The sequence below is a fragment of the Bradyrhizobium icense genome (assembly GCF_001693385.1).
Classification (GTDB): domain Bacteria; phylum Pseudomonadota; class Alphaproteobacteria; order Rhizobiales; family Xanthobacteraceae; genus Bradyrhizobium; species Bradyrhizobium icense.
Genome location: NZ_CP016428.1, coordinates 471748 through 489518, shown reverse-complemented (window position 1 = coordinate 489518; position 17771 = coordinate 471748). Strand labels below are relative to the sequence as shown.

General features: G+C 63.6%; 16 protein-coding genes. 11 read left to right on the top strand and 5 right to left on the bottom strand.

Annotated features, from left to right (window positions below; translation table 11 throughout):
- Positions 1-112: 112 nt before the first annotated feature.
- Entirely contained in the window at positions 113-514 is a 402-nt protein-coding gene (locus LMTR13_RS02355; protein ID WP_024339151.1) for a PTS sugar transporter subunit IIA, read from the top strand.
- Positions 511-837, top strand: coding sequence for an HPr family phosphocarrier protein (locus tag LMTR13_RS02350; protein WP_065726509.1), 327 nt, complete (start codon positions 511-513; stop codon positions 835-837). Before LMTR13_RS02355 ends, LMTR13_RS02350 begins: the two co-directional genes overlap by 4 nt.
- Before the next feature lie 48 nt (positions 838-885).
- Here LMTR13_RS02350 and LMTR13_RS02345 read toward each other — a convergent pair whose 3' ends face one another.
- From LMTR13_RS02345 to LMTR13_RS02330, 4 genes are all read right to left on the bottom strand, one after another.
- Positions 886-1683, bottom strand: coding sequence for an SDR family NAD(P)-dependent oxidoreductase (locus tag LMTR13_RS02345; protein ID WP_065726508.1), 798 nt, complete (start codon positions 1681-1683; stop codon positions 886-888).
- Between the two features lie 34 nt (positions 1684-1717).
- Positions 1718-3316 (bottom strand): glycosyltransferase family 39 protein, encoded by a 1599-nt coding sequence (locus LMTR13_RS02340; RefSeq protein WP_065732358.1) that lies wholly within the window; start codon positions 3314-3316, stop codon positions 1718-1720.
- A 71-nt stretch (positions 3317-3387) separates the two neighbouring features.
- Positions 3388-4035 (bottom strand): M15 family metallopeptidase, encoded by a 648-nt coding sequence (locus LMTR13_RS42105; protein ID WP_236843263.1) that lies wholly within the window; start codon positions 4033-4035, stop codon positions 3388-3390.
- 120 nt (positions 4036-4155) lie between these two features.
- Positions 4156-5514, bottom strand: coding sequence for a caspase family protein (locus tag LMTR13_RS02330; RefSeq protein ID WP_065726507.1), 1359 nt, complete (start codon positions 5512-5514; stop codon positions 4156-4158).
- A 159-nt stretch (positions 5515-5673) separates the two neighbouring features.
- Here LMTR13_RS02330 and lepA point away from each other — a divergent pair, with 159 nt between their 5' ends.
- From lepA to LMTR13_RS02310, 4 genes are all read left to right on the top strand, one after another.
- Positions 5674-7485: a translation elongation factor 4 gene (gene lepA, locus LMTR13_RS02325; RefSeq protein ID WP_028350981.1), complete on the top strand. Its 1812-nt coding sequence runs from the start codon at positions 5674-5676 to the stop codon at positions 7483-7485.
- Positions 7486-7991: 506 nt separating this feature from the next.
- The gene (locus LMTR13_RS02320) at positions 7992-9227 is read left to right on the top strand and encodes an MFS transporter (RefSeq protein ID WP_065726506.1); all 1236 of its coding nucleotides are present in this window, start codon (positions 7992-7994) and stop codon (positions 9225-9227) included.
- 41 nt (positions 9228-9268) lie between these two features.
- Positions 9269-10441 carry an acyl-CoA dehydrogenase family protein gene (locus tag LMTR13_RS02315; RefSeq protein WP_065732356.1) on the top strand — a complete coding sequence of 391 codons (1173 nt, stop codon included), beginning with the start codon at positions 9269-9271 and terminating at the stop codon, positions 10439-10441.
- Between the two features lie 156 nt (positions 10442-10597).
- Positions 10598-11074 (top strand): DUF1801 domain-containing protein, encoded by a 477-nt coding sequence (locus tag LMTR13_RS02310; RefSeq protein ID WP_083218623.1) that lies wholly within the window; start codon positions 10598-10600, stop codon positions 11072-11074.
- Between the two features lie 168 nt (positions 11075-11242).
- On the opposite strand, the gene LMTR13_RS02305 is transcribed toward LMTR13_RS02310, so the two are convergent.
- Entirely contained in the window at positions 11243-13450 is a 2208-nt protein-coding gene (locus LMTR13_RS02305; RefSeq protein WP_083218621.1) for a putative bifunctional diguanylate cyclase/phosphodiesterase, read from the bottom strand.
- Positions 13451-13915: 465 nt separating this feature from the next.
- Between LMTR13_RS02305 and mepA the strand changes: the two genes are divergently transcribed.
- The 5 genes from mepA (at position 13916) to modC (ending at position 17770) form a co-directional block, all read left to right on the top strand.
- Positions 13916-14896, top strand: a complete 981-nt coding sequence (mepA, locus tag LMTR13_RS02300; protein WP_065726505.1) for a penicillin-insensitive murein endopeptidase — start codon at positions 13916-13918, stop codon at positions 14894-14896.
- Positions 14893-15417 (top strand): Spy/CpxP family protein refolding chaperone, encoded by a 525-nt coding sequence (locus LMTR13_RS02295; protein ID WP_065726504.1) that lies wholly within the window; start codon positions 14893-14895, stop codon positions 15415-15417. The genes mepA and LMTR13_RS02295 overlap by 4 nt, the downstream gene beginning before the upstream one ends.
- A gap of 213 nt (positions 15418-15630) precedes the next feature.
- Positions 15631-16413 (top strand): molybdate ABC transporter substrate-binding protein, encoded by a 783-nt coding sequence (gene modA / locus LMTR13_RS02290; protein WP_065732353.1) that lies wholly within the window; start codon positions 15631-15633, stop codon positions 16411-16413.
- Positions 16413-17108, top strand: a complete 696-nt coding sequence (gene modB / locus LMTR13_RS02285; RefSeq protein ID WP_065726503.1) for a molybdate ABC transporter permease subunit — start codon at positions 16413-16415, stop codon at positions 17106-17108. Before modA ends, modB begins: the two co-directional genes overlap by 1 nt.
- 2 nt (positions 17109-17110) lie before the next feature.
- Positions 17111-17770 carry a molybdenum ABC transporter ATP-binding protein gene (gene modC, locus LMTR13_RS02280; RefSeq protein ID WP_065732352.1) on the top strand — a complete coding sequence of 220 codons (660 nt, stop codon included), beginning with the start codon at positions 17111-17113 and terminating at the stop codon, positions 17768-17770.
- Position 17771: the final 1 nt, after the last annotated feature.

Sequence of the window (17771 nt, the reverse complement as noted above, 5' to 3'; positions counted from 1 at the left end):
TTACCGGCAAATTCCGGAACAATAGCCAAGATGCCCTCTTGCGCGGGGCCTCTGGATGGTCAAAGTGGCGCGTTCGTGCGGTGCACCAAAAAGCACCCGCGAGGAGTTTCCGATGATTGGTCTAGTGCTTGTGACCCATGGGCGCCTTGCCGACGAGTTCAAGGCGGCGCTCGAACATGTCATGGGTCCGCAAAAACAAATAGAAGCCATCACGATTGGAGCCGAAGATGACTCCGATCTGTGTCGAAGCGATATCATCGAAGCGGTGAATCGCGTCGACAGCGGCGATGGTGTCGCCATTCTTACCGACATGTTCGGCGGCACGCCCTCCAACCTCGCGATTTCCTGCATGAGCCGCCCGAAGGTGGAAGTGCTCGCAGGCATCAATCTTCCCATGCTGGTCAAGCTTGCCAAGGTGCGCGAAGAGCGCTCGCTTCCTGACGCCATCGCCATGGCCCAGGAAGCCGGCCGCAAATACGTCACCATCGCCAGCCGCGTGCTCGCCGGCAAATGAGCGACGAGGCCTCGCCCGAAAAGGAACTCGGGCCGAGCGTGCCCGCGGGCGCGATTTCGCGGGAACTTCAGATCATCAACAAGCGCGGCCTGCATGCGCGGGCATCGGCAAAATTCGTCCAGATGGTCGAGCGCTTCAACGCCGAGGTCTGGGTGACGCGCGGCAGCGAGACCGTGGGCGGAACCTCGATCATGGGGTTGATGATGCTGGCAGCGGGCCCGGGAACTTCGGTTACGGTCTCCGCTGTTGGGCCCGAGGCGCAGCAAGCGGTCGACGCGATCGCAGCGCTGGTTGCGGACAAGTTCAACGAAGAGGGTGTGTGAGGCGCCTACCAACCCTCCATGGCGATCCTCAGGATGAAGCCTGGAAGCTCAAAACGGGTTCGTCACGATCCCGCCGTCGGCGCGCAGCGCGGCGCCGTTGGTGGCGCTGGAGGCTTTTGAGCAGACGTAGCAGATCAGATTGGCGATCTCCTCCGGCGCGGCGTAGCGCTGCAAGAGCGACGCCGGGCGGCGTTCGCTGAAGGTGCGCGAGACGAGGTCGTCGACGGTCGTGCCCGCAGCTTTCGCGCGCGCGGCCAGGCGGACCGGCGCCATCTCGACCCAGGTCGGGCCGGGCATCACCGAATTGACGGTGACGTTGGTACCCTTGGTCGTCTCGGCCGCGCCGCGCGCAATGACGAGCTGGGCCGATTTCGAGAAGCCGTAATGCACCATCTCCTTCGGAATGAAGACGCCGGATTCGCTGGAGACGAACACGACCCGGCCCCAGTCCTTGTCATCAAGCATCCGCTTCAGGTAGTGCCGCGTCAGCCGCACCCCGCTCATGACGTTGACTTCGAACATCCTCGACCAATCGGAATCCTCGATCTCGAAAAATCCCTTCGGTTCGTAGATACCGAGATTGTTGACGAGGATGTCGACTTCAGGGAATTGCGCCACCAGCGCGGCACAGCCCGCGGCATTACCGAGATCGAACGCCGCGGCATGCACCTTGGCCGACGGCGCCGCCTGTTGGACTTTTGCGATGGCCTCGCCGACCGCCGCCTGCTCGCGGCCGTTGACGATCACTTCCGCGCCCATTTGCGCAAGCCCGATGGCGGTCGCGAGCCCGATGCCGCGCGTCGAGCCGGTGACCAGCGCCGTCTTGTCCGTCAGGTCGAGATCCATGCGTTACCCCTTCGATTTTCTTTTTTGCCCGCTGCTATTTGGCCGGCGGCACGATGTAGATGTTCCAGGCCGTCGCGGGGCCGGGCATCCCTAAGAAGAATCGCCGCGTGGTCATCACGATGCGCTCGGCATTGGCCGCATGGACCTTCATCCACGCCTCGCATTGTTCCAGCTTCCAGTGGCCGGTTTCGCAGATGCCGATGAAGCCGGATCGCTTCGCCTCCTCGAGCGAGGTCAGGCCCGACGACCACGGCTCGTCCGGCGTCAGCGGCGCCGGATGATCTGGGCTGTAGAAGGTGACGGGCTGGCCGGTATCGGTATAGGCGGCGACCACCGGCCAGCGCGAATAAAACCGCGTGTGCCACGCTTCGGTCAGTTCGCGGGCGAGTTCGGAACGCGCCCGGAAGGTCGCGCCTGCGGTGCGCTTCTCACCCAGTTCGTAGGCGACGATCCTCGGCGATATCGCCAGCACGACGAGCGAAATCACCAGCCAGGTCGTGGTCAGGTTCAAGAGCGCGATGTTCCGGATCCGCACCGCAGGGATCGCGACCAGCGCGAGCGGCATCAGGAAGAACAGCGGGATGCCCCAGTCGGTTTTGATGTAGATGTGGAATATCAGCGCACCCAGCGGCGGACCGATCGCCACTACCGCCTGGACGATCCAGACATTGAGCGCCTGCGACATGTTCACGCCGATATTGGCGCCGCGCGCCAGGGGCGGAAACGGCATCAAGCGGAACGGCCGCCACATAAGTGCGATCGCGCCGAGCACCACCGGCACGGCCAGCAGCGCGAGATTATGCAAGACATAGCCCAGCGCGAGATCGTTGATCATGGCGCGGTCGGTGAGGGAGTAAGTATCGCCGGCATAGGTGAACGGGACGAAATCGACCTGCTTCAGCCACATCACGTGGGGAAGCATCGCCACCGCAAGCGTGGCAATCGCGACCCACGGCGCCGGCGAGCGCAGGAACTGCAGACGTGCCGGATGGATCAGCGCCGCAAGCCCGACTGCCCCTATCATCGTTACGGCCCAGTATTTGGTCATCAGCGCCAGCGCACCGGCGAGGCCTAGCCACACGCCCGATTTGAGGCTGCGCTTCTCGAACGCGTCGAGATAGGCCAGCACGACGAGCGGCAGCGTGACGAGCTGCAACAGGTCCGGATTGTACTTGAAGCCCTTGAAGTTGAAGATCGGATAGAGCGCGAGCATCACCACGACGAAGAACGCGCGGCGGCGATCGACCACGCGCAGCGCCAACAGCCAGCAGATCACGAGGGAGCAGCCGAGCGTCGCCATTGCCAGTGCATAGGTCGCCCAGTCCGTGACCGGAAACAGCATGAACCAGACGCCGGCGACCCATCCGGACAGCGGCGGGTGCTTGCCATAGCCGAGCAGGAACTTCTGTCCCCAGGCGAAGGCCTCCGCGACGTCCATATGGACGTCCTGCCCGGTCTTCAGATTGACCAGGATCAGCGTCCACAGCGCGGCGTGGACCACGGCAAAGCCGGTCACCAGCCACAGGCCGGCTTTGGGATCACTGGCGCGTGAGGCCAGCCACGCCGCCAGCCGCTGAATCGTGGGAATGCGCCTTAAGCGCGCGGCCGTGGGCGAAATGGATGCAGTCGACATGGCCATTGCCTAGCGTGTTTTCGCCTCGAGTGGAATCAGCTTGGTGTGAACGAGGAATTAGGTGACCGGATTCATCTGCCCAGCAGTTCCGGACGATACTCAAAGTGCATGGTGTCGTAGTGATACCACTTGCCACCCCAGATGAATCCGTGGCGCTCGAAGATGTCGACGATCTGCTGCGGCATTCGGTTCTTGTAGGGAATGGTTTTTCCTTTACCCGCCCACAACCAGTAGTCCGAGTATTTCAGGTTCAAGTCGATGGCGGCGGCATAGCCGTGCATGCTCATTTTGCCGGTGTCGGCGACGGGACGGCACGCCAGGACACCCGCGATCGGAAATGCGGCTGCGCGCACCGCAGGATCGAGCGCATCGATCTCCGCGGACACCTGCTTGAGGCGCTCGGCCACGCCATTGACTCGCGTCACCTGGACCGGTTTACCCCATGACCGGGGCAACCAGATAATCGTCACGAGATTGCGTTTGACCTCGCCGCCATTGCAGTCGCCATACATTTTCTTGAAGAAGGCCTCATTCCGGAATCGTCCGGGGTCGACGTTGACAGCCGGCGGCGCTGAAACCCCCTTGGGATATGTCAGCCGCATCTGATCGAGAATGGACGCATTGCGTAACAGCTCCTCGAACGGCTTCTCGGCGACGCCGTCGTCTGCGGGCATGACGGTGCCGTCGCGCCAGGTAATCGTCTTGCCGTCGTGCTTCAACAAGGCGTCGGGATAGGCGCGAACGAGGCGATCCAGCAGTTCTCCTCTGCTTTCGCCATGCGCCAGCGCTGGCATGAGCGCTAGAACGGTAAAGGCACAAGCCGCCCACCGCGTGGCCATTCAGCGCTTCCCGACTTGCTCGATCAGCGCGACATTCGCCTGCTCGATCGCATTGAGCTTTGGATTCCAGGTGTTCGGTGCGTACCAGGAAAACCGCTCGAAGCGAGTCTTGAGGTCGGCGGATTCGAAAAAGCGGCCTCTGCGGGCAAAGATCTCGTTGCGCGCGATCCGAAGGTCGTCCTTGGACAATCGCTGCACTTCGCCCGGCGTCAACAGCCGGCGGTCGGAATCGGGAAAGATGAAGCCGCTCGCCGCCGCCGCGGCGCCGGACTCGAACCGATCCAACAACGCGACGTTCGCACGCTCGACCGCGTTGAGGTCTGGATCCCATGTGCGCGGCGCGTACCAGGCGAACTTGCTAAATCGCGCGGTCAGGTCGGGCGCATTGAAGTAGCGGCCGCGCCGGGCAAAGATTTCATTGCGGGCGATCCGCAGATCGTCCTTGCTGAGCGTCCTGAGGTCACTCTCTGACAGTAGACGGCTGTCGGAGTCCGGGAAGATGAAATCCGATTGCGTCCGCGCAACCGGCGGCGCGGGCGTGAGCACGTTTGATGTCGGCGGCAGCACCGTTGACTGCGGGTCAGCCGTCGCGACCTGCCCGGGCGCGTTGCCGGAGAAGTAGAAGGCCCCATCGATCGGGGAGGTCGATACCCAGGGCTGTTGCGCGCTGCCGGTGGCGCGTTTGACGACCAGGCCGACCTGATTGAAGGTCTGTAATATATCGAGCCCGGGTCTTTGCATCGTCTCGACCAGCGCTCGCGTGTAGGGGCTATGCCCGTCATCGCCATCCAGCGCGACATTGCCCGGCTGGGTCGCGTAGGACAGCAGGGTACCTTCGGGTGCGCGGAGTTGGGCGAGGCCACCGTCGGCAGCACGAAGCCCGCGCCCGCCGAACGGATTGTTCCTGCAGGCGTCGAGAATCACGATATTGAGCCGCGTTCCCGCCCCTTCCATCTGACGAAGCACCAGATTGACATCGACCATCTGGAAATCGACGTCAGCCTCGCGCGCAGGATTCGCCGAGATCGGGACCAGATAATTCGTTCCGCGGACCTGGATGCCGTGGCCTGCGTAGTAGAACAAGGCGACGTCCGCACCGATAGACTGGCTGCCGAAGCGCTGGACGGCGCTGTCGAAGCCTGCCTTGTCCAGCTCCACCTGGGCCTGTCCGCCGACCAGGGTGAACCCCAGCCGTTTCAGCGTGTCCGCCACCAGCAGCGCGTCGCTCTTCGGATTCTGCAGCCGCGACACGTTCTGATAGGCCGAATTGCCGACGACGAGCGCCACGCGCCTTTCGGCAACCGCCGGCGAGATGAAAAGCACGGCGAGCAGCCCGGTAGCGAGAGTGATCCAGCGCATCGTCAGTTCCAGGTTTTCGATGACGTCGATTCCTAGCAGAAGGATGCCCGGAAATCGATCACTACAGGCCCACGGGAAAGCCCCGCTGACTTGCCTTCACACCCCCTTAAATACAGCAAGATGGTTGCCGCACGGGGAGGCGAATGCTATCCCGCGCCCATGACAACCGCGCCTATTTCCAACATCCGCAACTTCTCCATCGTCGCCCATATCGACCATGGTAAATCGACGCTGGCCGACCGCCTGATCCAGATGACGGGCGGGCTGTCGGACCGCGAAATGGCGGGCAAGGAACAGGTGCTCGATTCCATGGACATCGAGCGCGAGCGCGGCATCACCATCAAGGCGCAGACGGTGCGGCTGAACTACCGCGCCAAGGACGGCAAGGATTACATCTTCAATTTGATGGACACGCCCGGCCATGTCGACTTCGCCTACGAGGTCTCGCGGTCGCTGGCAGCCTGCGAGGGATCGCTCTTGGTGGTCGACGCCAGCCAGGGCGTGGAGGCGCAGACGCTCGCCAACGTCTACCAGGCGCTCGACAACAATCACGAGATCGTGCCGGTCCTCAACAAGGTCGACCTGCCCGCGGCCGAACCGGACAAGGTCAAGCAGCAGATCGAGGATGTGATCGGGATCGATGCCTCGGACGCCGTGATGATCTCGGCCAAGACCGGCCTCGGCGTTCCCGACGTGCTGGAAGCTATCGTCACCCGCCTGCCACCGCCCAAGGGCGACCGCGGCGCAACGCTGAAGGCGCTGTTGGTCGATAGCTGGTACGACGTCTATCTCGGCGTCGTCGTGCTCATTCGCGTCGTCGACGGCACGATGAAAAAGGGCCAGCGCATCCGCATGATGGGCACCAACGCGGCCTATGATGTCGAGCGCGTCGGGTTCTTCACGCCGAAGATGGAGCAGGTCGACGAGCTCGGCCCCGGCGAGATCGGCTTCATCACTGCGGCGATCAAGGAAGTCGCCGATACGCGCGTGGGCGACACCATTACCGACGACAAGAAGCCGATCACCGAGATGCTGCCGGGCTTCAAGCCGGCGATCCCGGTGGTGTTCTGCGGCTTGTTCCCGGTCGACGCCAACGATTTCGAGACGCTGCGCGCGGCGATGGGCAAATTGCGGCTCAACGATGCTAGCTTCTCGTACGAAATGGAAACTTCGGCCGCGCTCGGCTTCGGTTTCCGCTGTGGCTTCCTCGGGCTGTTGCACCTGGAAATTATTCAGGAGCGGCTGTCGCGCGAGTTCGATCTCAACCTGATCGCGACGGCGCCGAGCGTGATCTACAAGATGCACCTGACCGATGGGCAGGAGATCGAGATCCACAACCCGGTCGACATGCCCGATGTCGTCAAGATCGCCGACATCGAAGAGCCGTGGATCGAGGCCACGATCCTCACGCCGGACGAATATCTCGGCAGCGTGCTAAAACTGTGCCAGGACCGCCGCGGCTCGCAGAAGGAGCTCACTTACGTCGGCTCCCGCGCGATGGTGAAATACGATTTGCCGCTCAACGAAGTCGTGTTCGATTTCTACGATCGCCTGAAATCGGTGTCGAAGGGCTACGCCTCGTTCGACTATCATCTGACCGACTACAAGGTCGCCGACCTCGTCAAGATGCAGATCCTCGTCAACGGCGAGCCGGTCGATGCGCTGTCGATGCTGGTGCACCGGACCCGCGCCGAGGGCCGCGGCCGCGCCATGGTCGAGAAGATGAAGGAACTGATTCCGCCGCACATGTTCCAGATCCCGATCCAGGCCGCGATCGGCGGCAAGGTGATCGCCCGCGAAACCGTCCGCGCGCTGCGCAAGGACGTCACCGCCAAATGCTACGGCGGCGACATCACGCGCAAGCGCAAGCTTCTGGAGAAGCAGAAGGAAGGCAAGAAGAAGATGCGGCAGTTCGGCAAGGTCGACATCCCGCAGGAAGCGTTCATCGCGGCGTTGAAGGTGGATAGCTGAGGCGAATGCTCAGACCACCAGAGCATGAACAGATTCGGTCTGCTTCCGTGACCGGACAACAAAAATATCGAAAACAACCCCATGCAAAGTAGCCGACGACTGCCGGCGTGCAGCCTGATGCATCTTGCGAAACCATTTGACACGTCGGGCAAATCAGCGGCACGACGCCATCATCGCAGCGCGTGCGATCGGTGGGGTGCTTGCCAAATTCATCCGAACCAGCGAAATCCAGCCTCACGCGCGCTTCTGGAGAAGAAGGCAAGATGCGGCAGTTCGGCAAGGTCGACATCCCGCAGGAAGCGTTTATCGCCGCGCTAAAGGTGGATAGCTGAGCGCTGAGCTGGCTCCTTCGTTTCGGACCGTCTGAACGAGATGAGACGCCAGATTCCTGGACTTTCGCTGCTGTGTGCTGCGGCGTCACAAACGCCGCTCAACTTGCTCTAGCGCCGCGAATAGGCCACCATCTTCCCGCTCAGGTTACAATTACAATAAGAGCGGGGAAACATATGGGCAAGTCCGCCGGGCTCTCCTACGGCTGGGTCGTCGTCGCCGTAGGCGCGCTGATGACGTGCGTTGCGTTCGGGTCGATGCTGTCGCTGGCCGTCTTCCTGCAGCCGATTTCGGAGACGATGGGCTGGTCGCGCAGCGGGGTTTCGGCGGCGGCAACGATCGACTTTCTCGCGATGGGGCTGGCTGCATTTTTCTGGGGCACGTTGTCCGACCGGTTCGGCACCCGCATCGTCGTATTGTCAGGCACGCTATTGCTTGGCGCCGGGCTGATCGGCGCGAGCCAGGCCACCAGCCTGTGGCAATTCCAGTTGGCTTTCGGCGTCCTGATCGGGATTGCAGCAGGCAGTTTCTACGCGCCGATGGTCGCCGTAGCAAGCGCCTGGATCGAACATCGGCGCAGTCTCGCGGTGGCCCTGGTTTCGGCCGGCATGGGCGTTTCGCCGCTGACGGTTGCGCCATTCGCAAGCTGGCTGATCACGTCATATGACTGGCGAACGGCGATGCTGGTGATCGGCATCGTCGCCCTGGCGCTGTTGATCCCGGCCTCATTGCTGGTGCGGCGGCCGCCGGAGCCGTCGACGCCTGCTGCCGCCAATGGGACCGGCGCGCCTGAAGGGCAGTGGACGGTCGCGCAAGCGCTGCGAACGCCGCAATTCATCATCCTGGCATCCGCGCATTTCGCCTGCTGCGCGGCGCATTCGGGGCCGATCTTCCACCTGGTGAGCTACGCCATGATCTGCGGCATCGCGCCGCTGACCGCAGTCACCGTCTACAGCCTCGCCGGCTTCTCCGGCCTCGGCGGCCGCCTGCTGCTCGGCGTGCTGGCCGATCGCTTCGGCGCCAAGCACGTCCTGGTCGGCGGCCTGTTCGTGCAGGCCTTGGCGATCGCCACCTATCTCGCGGTCGGCCAGCTCGGCGAATTCTATGCGCTGTCGGTTGTCTTCGGCCTCGCCTATGGCGGGGTGATGCCGCTGTACGCCGTGCTGGTGCGCGAATATTTCGGTGTGCGCATCATGGGCAGCATGTTCGGCGCCGTCTCCGCATTCGCCAGCCTCGGCATGGCGCTGGGACCGCTCGCCGGCGGATGGCTGTTCGACGCCTTCCGCGCCTACAACTGGCTCTATGTCGGCTCCTTCGCCATCGGTATGGCCGCCGTCGCCGTGGCCTTGAGTTTCCCGTCCGCCAAGCGACCGCCGGAGGCGTCGCTCAACGTCGGTCGCGCGGCGGCGTGAATACCGAAAGCATCACCAAAGAAAAGAACGCGAGGAAGCGCATGAACAGGCGGCCCGGCACTGACCTCGTGGAAAGCGCGCGGGCGATGGCGCCACTGATCGCGCGCGAGGCCGACGAGATCGAACGGACGCGGCGGCTGACGTCCGCGGTGACACAGGCGCTGATCGAGAACGGGCTCTACCGCGCGCTGCTGCCGAAGCGTTTTGGCGGCGCCGAGGCGCCGCTTGAAACTTTCATGCAGATGCAGGAGGAAGTCGCCAAGGCCGACGCCTCGACCGCGTGGTGCCTCGGCCAGTGCAGCGTCTGCGCCATGACCGCGGCCTATCTCGATCCCGATGCTGCCAACGAAATCTTCAACGTTGCACCCGGCATTCTGGCATGGGGCGCGATCAACCACGAAGTGCAGGCGGTTCCCGGCGGCTACAAGGCCAGCGCGCGCTGGGATTTTGCATCCGGCTCGCGGCAGGCAAGCTGGCTCGGCGCCCATGTCCGGGTCGTCGAAGCCGACGGCACAGCGCGGCGCAAGCCGGACGGGTCGCCGGAAATTCGGACCATCCTGTTTCCGGCGACCAGCGCCACGATGCACGACGTCTGGGACGTGATCGGCCTTCGCGGCACCGGCACCGATTCCTATTCGGTCGACAATCTGTTCATCCCGGAAAAGTTCGCAGCGCTTCGCGACGATCCGGCGGCGCTGCGCGAGAGCGGCCCACTGTACAAGCTCTCCACCAACATGGTTTTCGGCATGGGCTTTGCGGCGACCTCGCTCGGCGTCGCCCGCGCCACGCTCGATGCGGCAATCGATCTCGCCCGGGGCAAGACACCGCAAGCGTCAAAGGCGATGCGCGACAACAACGCCGTGCAGGGGCTGATCGGGCGCACCGAAGCACAATTGCGCGCCACCCGCGCCTATCTCTATGCCACTGCAGCGGATGTGTGGCGTGACCTGTCGCAAGGCGCTGTTATCACCGAAGCCCACCGCGTGGCGCTGCGCATCGCTTCGACATGGACCATCCATCAATCGGCCGCCGTGGTTGATACCGCCTACCACATGACGGGCGCGACGGCCGTATTCAATGCCAACAAGTTCGAGCGCCGCTTTCGCGACATGCACGCGATCGCGCAGCAGATCCAGGGCCGTGACGCCCATTACGAGGATGCCGGCCGGGCGATCCTGGCGGGCGATCTCAACGCACCGCCGACGACGCGATGAAGCGGCCAGCCCCGACCGGCACGCAAAGGACCCCGCCGGAACGCCGATCAGGCGCGCGCAAGACCACGTGACATAAGCGCTTCGTTTTCGCTTCCGCGGCCTCGCGTCCTGCTCTAGGTTCTCCAACAGAAGCTGGCAGGATGCGCTGACATTGCAATGAAGAAGGCGGCACGGAAGCGAGCTGTAAAGCGCATCGCCAAACGGCCGAGCGCTGCCGCCCGGGACGCTGCGGTGGAAGCCGTATTCGAGGCCTATCCCAATCCGGTCCGAGCTAAACTGCTGGCGCTGCGCCGGCTGATCTTCGATACCGCAAGGGCTACCGAAGGCGTCGGGCCGCTGGAAGAGACGCTGAAATGGGGGCAGCCGAGCTATCTCACGACCGAGAGCAAGAGCGGCAGCACGATCCGGATCGACCAGGTGAAGGCGGAGGTCGGCCGCTATGCGGTCTATTTCCACTGCCAGACCGATCTGGTCGAGACCTTTCGCGAGCTCTATCCGGAACTGCGCTACGGCGGCAACCGCAGCATTCTGCTCGACGTCGGTGACAAACTGCCCGAAGCCGCGCTGCGCCACTGCGTGGCGCTGGCACTGACGTATCATGTGAGGAAGCGGAAGGCGGAACGCGTGAAGTAGCCTCCACCGTCATTACGAGCGCAAAGCGACCTAAGCCTCGTCATTCCGGAGCGATGCGAAGCATCGAACTATGGTGCGCAATTGCGCCCCTGAGAATCCCGAGATTCCCCGATGCGCAATTGCGCATCTGAGGTCTGGTCCTTCGGACCATCGCGGAATGACGGCAAATCACGCCACCAGCGCCGCACCTGCCGGCGCACTCCAGTTGCCTTGCGTCTTCAACAGGCTGACGATCTCCGCATTGGGCCGCGCACGGCTGAACAGGAAACCCTGCCCCTCGTGGCATCCCTCGTTGCGCAGGCAGTTTACCTCGGCCTCGGTCTCGACGCCTTCCGCCGTGATCGTGACGCCGAGGCCCTTGCCGAGGCTGATGATCGAACGCACGATCGCCTGTGCGTCGGGATTGGCAGCGAGGTCGCGCACGAAGGACTGGTCGATCTTGATCTTGTCGAACGGAAAGCTGCGCAGGTAGCTCAGGCTGGAATAGCCGGTGCCGAAATCATCCATCGAGATACGAACGCCGAGCGCGCGCAGCGCATGCAAGGTCGCAAGAACCTCGCTGCTCTTTTCCAAGAGCAGCGTCTCGGTAATCTCGAGTTCCAGGCGTTTCGCCGGCAGACCCGACTGCCTCAGTGTTTCCACGACCAGCGACAACAGATTGCCGACACGGAACTGCAGCGGCGACAGATTGACGGCGACGCGGACGTCGTCGGGCCATTGCGCGGCATCCGCGCAGGCGCGGCGCAGCATCAAACCGCCGACGGCGTTGATCAGGCCGGTCTCCTCCGCAACGGGGATGAACTCGGCGGGCGAGATCATGCCGCGCTCGGGATGCGGCCAACGCACCAGCGCTTCGAAGCCGGTGATGCGTCCGCTCGCAAGATCGACCAGCGGCTGGTAATAGGGCCGCAGCGCATCGCTGTGCACGGCCTCGCGCAGCTCGGTTTCGATCTTGCGGCGCGTCTGGGCGCGCGCGTCCATACCCGCCTCGAAGAACGAGAACGTGCCGCGGGAATCGTTCTTGGCGCGCGACAACGCGAGGTCGGCGTTCTTCAAGAGCTTCTCGGATTCATCGCCGTCGCCGGGCGACATCGCAATACCGATGCTGGCGCCGATGACGACCGAATGCCCGTCCAGAAGATAGGGGTCAGCGATCGCGTCCAACAGGCGCCTCGCCATGAATATCGCGTCCTCGGGTCGCGTCACCCCGCTCTGGATGACCGCGAATTCGTCGGAGTCGAGCCGGGCCAACGCATCATCCTTGCGCAGCATCGACCGCAATCGCTTGGCGACGCCGCGCAGCAGCTTGTCGCCGATGCCGTGGCCGAGCGTATCGTTGACCGCCTTGAAATGATCGAGGCCGAGCACGAGCACCGCCACCTTTTCGGCGCTGCGGCGGGTGCGCAGCAGGATCTCGTCCATCTGCTGGCGCAGCAGATTGCGGTTCGGTAGCCCGGTCAGGCCGTCATGCTGGGCCATGAACGTCAGCCGCGCCTCGGCGCGCTTGCGTTCGGTGCTGTCCATCAGCGCGAGCAGGACCGCAGGACGGTCGCCGTAAACGAGCTGTCGCGAATAGATCGCCAGATCGATCAGCGCGCCGTCGGCCCTGACATGCTTCCAGGCGCGGGCCGCGCGCTCGTCTCCGGCGTGTTCGCCGGCCCATGGCGGCTCGACGTCGAAGGCCTGCAGGTTGCGGATGGTGAGCTTCTCGAACTCGCCGCGGCTATAACCATAGTGCTGGATTGCAGCGTCGTTGACGGCGAGAACTCGTTCGTCACTCAGCGCGCAAACGATCATCGGAACCGGATTGCTGTCGAACAGCAGCCGGAACGAAGCCTCGCGCTGCTTCAGTTCGGTGATGTCGACGCGCAGTCCGATGATGCCGCCATCCCCGGTCAGGCGTTCATCGATCAGGATGACACGTCCGTCGGCAAGCCGTTGCTCATGCCGCTCACCCGGCTGGAACAGCTTCTCGAGCCGCGTTGAGATCCATTCCTCCTCGCGCCCGATCGCCTCCGGGTAGTCGCCCCGCGCGACGCCGACGCGGATCGTATCCTCCAGCCGCACGCCCGGCCTGAACAGGTCCGAACTGCGGGTGTACATCTCCGCATATTTCTTGTTCCAGAGAATGTAACGGCCTTCGGCGTCGAGAAACACGATCCCCTGCGGCAGTATATCGATCGCCTCACGCAAGCGCTCGTGCGATTTGCGCGCCTCCGCAAGCGCGGCTTCGACCTCGGCGCGCTTGCGCACGACCTCGCCGATCGCGGGCCGACGGCTGGCAGACAGCTTGGCAGCGGGCTTTGCGGGCCGGCCAGCGAAACGGACAATCGACTGTTTCGGCTTCCTGGCAGCTCTTGGCTTCTTCTTCGGCATTACCACGCTCTACTCGCACTCTGCGTGCAAAGTTTTCAGATAAGTCTCTGAAAAAAAGGTATCTCTTATCGCAGAAACTGCTGTCGCGCGCCCTCATGCGCCGCCCGACAAAAAAGCACGCACACGCTTTGCGTGTGCAGGCTCGCTGCGGACCGCCGATACATGGGACGAATCGACGCGTGACCGCCGGGGCACAGCTTCTCGCGCGGCGGGTGCACAAGGAATGCGCGAAACGCCGCGCGTGCGCAGAAATGTCCGTCAATGGCCCGAGAGGGTTATCGCGCGGTTAATGCGACCGCAACGCAACGCCCGTTCAGCATAGGGAAGTCGCCGCAGCTTGCGCTTCCGGTACGGCAGGCTGTTGCACTGGAGTGTGCCACGCAATTGCCCTTGTGGCGCCTGTCCTCTCTTGCCGATTTCATGCTAAGATTGTGGGAACCGAGATCCGATGAACCTACTGGTGCGATGAACCCCCGCCTTTTTCTGATCCCCCTCATAGCCATGCTAGCCGCCGCCTGTGCCGCGAGCGCATGGGCGCAGGACAAGGGCACGGTCCATCCAAAACCGCTGCCGCCGCTGGCCAACCCCAATGATCCCACCATCGCCGCCAAGGAGCTGTTCGGCCGCAAGGTGCTGCCCGCGGCGATGCCGACGCGCGTGCACGGGTTTTACGCTCATGGCTGCATCTCTGGCGCCGAAGGGCTGCCGATCAACGGCGACAATTGGCAGGTGATGCGGCTATCGCGCAATCGTTACTGGGGCCATCCCGATCTGGTCGCGCTGGTCAAACGGCTTGCCGCCAGAGCGCACAGGGATGCGGGCTGGCCAGGCATACTCGTCGGCGACATGTCGCAGCCGCGCGGCGGGCCGATGCTTACCGGTCATGCCAGCCATCAGGTGGGGCTCGACGCCGACATCTGGCTGACGCCGATGCCGAACCGGCAATTGTCGCGCAACGAGCGCGAGGAAATGTCGGCGGTGATGATGGTGCGCAGCGACCGGCTCGATATCGATCCGCAGACCTGGACGCCGACACATCTCGCGGTGATCCGCGCCGCCGCGCGAGAGCCGAGCGTGCAGCGCATCTTCGTCAATGCCGCGATCAAGAAGGCGCTGTGCCGCGAAGCCAAGGGCGATCGCCAGTGGCTCCAGAAGGTGCGGCCGATGTACGGCCACGACTATCACTTCCACATCCGCATCAAATGCCCGCCCGGCGCCAGCGAATGCGAAAGCCAGCCCGAACCGAACGAAGGCGAAGGCTGCAGCGCCGGCGATCTTGCCTACTGGTTCAGCGATGCGGTGCTGCACCCGAAGCCGCCGAAAGTGCCGCCGAAGCCGAAGCCGCCGCTGACAATGGCGGCGCTGCCGCCGGCCTGCAAGACGGTGCTGAGCGCGCCGGATACCAAACACGAAGTGTCAAGCAGACCCACCGGAGAACGACGATGAAGATTTGGCCCCTGATTGCATCGATCGCTTTCGTCACCAGCGCGCACGCACAGACCCCTTATGCAGGCATGCAGACGCGCCCGATCAAGGCGCTATCGGAGCAGCAGATTTCTGATCTTGGCGCCGGCCGAGGAATGGGCCTGGCGCTCGCGGCCGAACTGAACGGCTATCCGGGGCCGTTGCACGTACTTGAGCTTGCCGACAAGCTCGAACTCTCCGCCGAGCAACGCGCCAGCATGCAGCGTCTGTTCGATTCCATGAAGGCCGAAGCGATGCCGCTCGGCGCCAGGCTGATCGAGCAGGAAGCCGAACTGGACAAGCAGTTTGCCACCCGCACCGTCACGCCCGAAAGCCTGAAGACGTCCACCGCGGCCGTTGCCGCCACGCAGGGAATGCTGCGCGAGACCCATCTGAAATATCATTTGTCGACCGGCAGCATTTTGACCCCGTCGCAGATGACCAAGTATACGGAGTTGCGGGGTTACGGCAGCGGCGGGCACAAGCGACACCATCGCCATTAACGGTCCTGCAAGCTGGCCCGGCTGCACCTTGCAGAGCGGTGCAGCCGCCTTTACCTCCTTTCCCATCCTGACTATTGTCAGGGCTGGCGATATCCCGATCGGCCGTAAGTCTTTCGGGGAATACCGGAACGGCGCTTCCGACGGTCGCCTCACCCAGCCAACGCCTGTCTTGCGCGCGGCAACCGCAGCGCGCAGTCACGCATGGAGCGCCCGATGAATCGTCTTACCGGCCTTTTCCTGGCCTTTGCCGTGTCACTGGCAGCCATCCCCTCGCCCGCCGCGCAGCAAAAATCACTGACCATCTTCGCCGCGGCCTCGATGAAGAATGCGCTCGACGAGATCGACGCCGCCTATGCCGCGGAAGCGGGAGACAAGATCACGGTCAGCTATGCCGCCAGTTCTGCGCTCGCCCGACAGATCGAACAGGGCGCACCGGCCGACATATTCATCTCCGCCGATACCGACTGGATGGACTACGCAATCGGAAAGAAAACCATCAGCGAACCGAGCAGGATCAATTTGCTCGGCAACAGCATCGTGCTGATCGCACCGAAGGATTCGAAAATCGACAATGTGAACATCGGCCCCGGCTTCGATCTTGCAAAACTCGCCGGCGACGGCCGGATCGCCACCGGCGACGTGAAATCCGTTCCCGCCGGCAAATACGCCAAGGCGGCGCTGGAGAAGCTCGGCGCTTGGCAGGCGGCCGAGCCGAAATTCGCGATGGCCGTTGACGTTCGCGCCGCGCTGACGCTGGTGGCGCGCGGCGAGGCGGCGCTCGGCATCGTCTATTCGACCGACGCCAAGGTCGAGCCTGGCGTAAAAATCGTCGGCACCTTACCGGCCGATTCCCATCCCGCGGTCATCTATCCGGTAGCGGCGACGACGACCGCAAAGCCGGAAGCGTCCAATTATCTCGCCTTCCTGCGCTCGACCGCCGCGAAGACCATTTTTGAAAAACACGGCTTCAAATTCCTCGTCAGCCCGTCAACCTGATGTTCGATATCTCGCCGGCCGAATGGACCGCCATCCTGCTGTCGCTGCGGGTGGCCATCATCGCAACACTGGTGGCGACGCCGTTCGGCATCGCGTTGGCATGGCTGCTGGCGCGGCGTGAGTTCTGGGGCAAGTCGGTCCTCGACGCCCTGGTCCATTTGCCGCTGGTGCTGCCACCGGTCGCCACCGGATATTTGTTGCTGCTGACCTTCGGCCGCCGTGGCCTGGTCGGGGCGTGGCTCGCCGACAACCTTGGCATCGTGTTCGCGTTTCGCTGGACCGGCGCCGCGCTTGCCTGCGGCATCATGTCGTTTCCGCTGCTGGTGCGGCCGATCCGGCTCTCGATCGAGGCCGTCGACCGTCGCCTCGAGCAGGCCGCAGGCACGCTCGGCGCCGCGCCCTGGCGGGTGTTTGCGACGGTAACCCTGCCGCTGGCGTTGCCGGGCGTGCTGGCCGGCATGGTGCTCGGCTTCGCCAAGGCGATCGGCGAGTTCGGCGCCACCATCACCTTCGTCTCCAACATTCCCGGCGAGACCCAGACCATTTCGTCGGCGATCTATTCGCTGATCCAGACGCCGGATGGCGATGCCGCGGCGGGACGGCTGGTACTGATTTCCATCGTGATCGCGATGGGTGCCCTGATCGCGTCCGAATGGTTCGCGCGGCGCGCGACGAAACGCCTTCACGGGAACTGACCATGCTGCGCGTCGACGTCACCAAACAGCTCGGCGAATTCTCGCTTGAGGCTTCCTTCGAAAGCCAGGGCCGCGTTACTGGCCTGTTCGGCGCATCCGGTGCCGGCAAGACCTCGCTGATCAACATGATCGCAGGGCTCTTGCGGCCCGACCGCGGCGTTATCGCGCTCGATGAAGAGACGCTGGATGACACTGCTAGGGGTGTCCACGTGCCGCCGCACCGGCGCCGGATCGGCTACGTGTTTCAGGACGCCCGGCTGTTTCCACATCTCGACGTCCGGCAAAACCTCGATTACGGCCGGCGCATGAACAAGCTGGCAGAAGATCCCGCACAGCTCACGCGCATCACCGACCTGCTCGATATCGGCCATCTGCTCGACCGCCGACCCGGAAAACTCTCCGGCGGCGAGCGCCAGCGCGTCGCGCTCGGCCGCGCGCTGCTGTCGAAGCCGCGGCTGTTGCTGCTGGACGAGCCGCTGGGATCGCTCGACGAAGGCCGCAAGGAGGAAATCCTGCCCTACCTGGTGCGGCTGCGCGACGAAGGCATTCCCATGGTCTATGTCAGCCACGACGCAGCCGAGCTGCGTCAGCTCGCGACACAGATCGTGATGCTCAAGCGCGGCCGCGTGACCGCACTCGGCGGCGTCAAGGTGCTGACGTAGC

Bases quoted from the DNA above. Each gene is read 5' to 3' on its own strand.
- LMTR13_RS02320 (WP_065726506.1), top strand. From the start codon at position 7,992: ATGGGCAAGTCCGCCGGGCTCTCCTACGGCTGGGTCGTCGTCGCCGTA.
- modC (WP_065732352.1), top strand. From the start codon at position 17,111: ATGCTGCGCGTCGACGTCACCAAACAGCTCGGCGAATTCTCGCTTGAG.
- LMTR13_RS02350 (WP_065726509.1), top strand. From the start codon at position 511: ATGAGCGACGAGGCCTCGCCCGAAAAGGAACTCGGGCCGAGCGTGCCC.
- LMTR13_RS02305 (WP_083218621.1), bottom strand. From the start codon at position 13,450: ATGCCGAAGAAGAAGCCAAGAGCTGCCAGGAAGCCGAAACAGTCGATT.
- modB (WP_065726503.1), top strand. From the start codon at position 16,413: ATGTTCGATATCTCGCCGGCCGAATGGACCGCCATCCTGCTGTCGCTG.
- LMTR13_RS02310 (WP_083218623.1), top strand. From the start codon at position 10,598: ATGAAGAAGGCGGCACGGAAGCGAGCTGTAAAGCGCATCGCCAAACGG.
- LMTR13_RS02330 (WP_065726507.1), bottom strand. From the start codon at position 5,514: ATGCGCTGGATCACTCTCGCTACCGGGCTGCTCGCCGTGCTTTTCATC.
- LMTR13_RS02340 (WP_065732358.1), bottom strand. From the start codon at position 3,316: ATGTCGACTGCATCCATTTCGCCCACGGCCGCGCGCTTAAGGCGCATT.
- LMTR13_RS02345 (WP_065726508.1), bottom strand. From the start codon at position 1,683: ATGGATCTCGACCTGACGGACAAGACGGCGCTGGTCACCGGCTCGACG.
- mepA (WP_065726505.1), top strand. From the start codon at position 13,916: ATGAACCCCCGCCTTTTTCTGATCCCCCTCATAGCCATGCTAGCCGCC.
- LMTR13_RS02315 (WP_065732356.1), top strand. From the start codon at position 9,269: ATGAACAGGCGGCCCGGCACTGACCTCGTGGAAAGCGCGCGGGCGATG.
- lepA (WP_028350981.1), top strand. From the start codon at position 5,674: ATGACAACCGCGCCTATTTCCAACATCCGCAACTTCTCCATCGTCGCC.
- LMTR13_RS02355 (WP_024339151.1), top strand. From the start codon at position 113: ATGATTGGTCTAGTGCTTGTGACCCATGGGCGCCTTGCCGACGAGTTC.
- modA (WP_065732353.1), top strand. From the start codon at position 15,631: ATGAATCGTCTTACCGGCCTTTTCCTGGCCTTTGCCGTGTCACTGGCA.
- LMTR13_RS02295 (WP_065726504.1), top strand. From the start codon at position 14,893: ATGAAGATTTGGCCCCTGATTGCATCGATCGCTTTCGTCACCAGCGCG.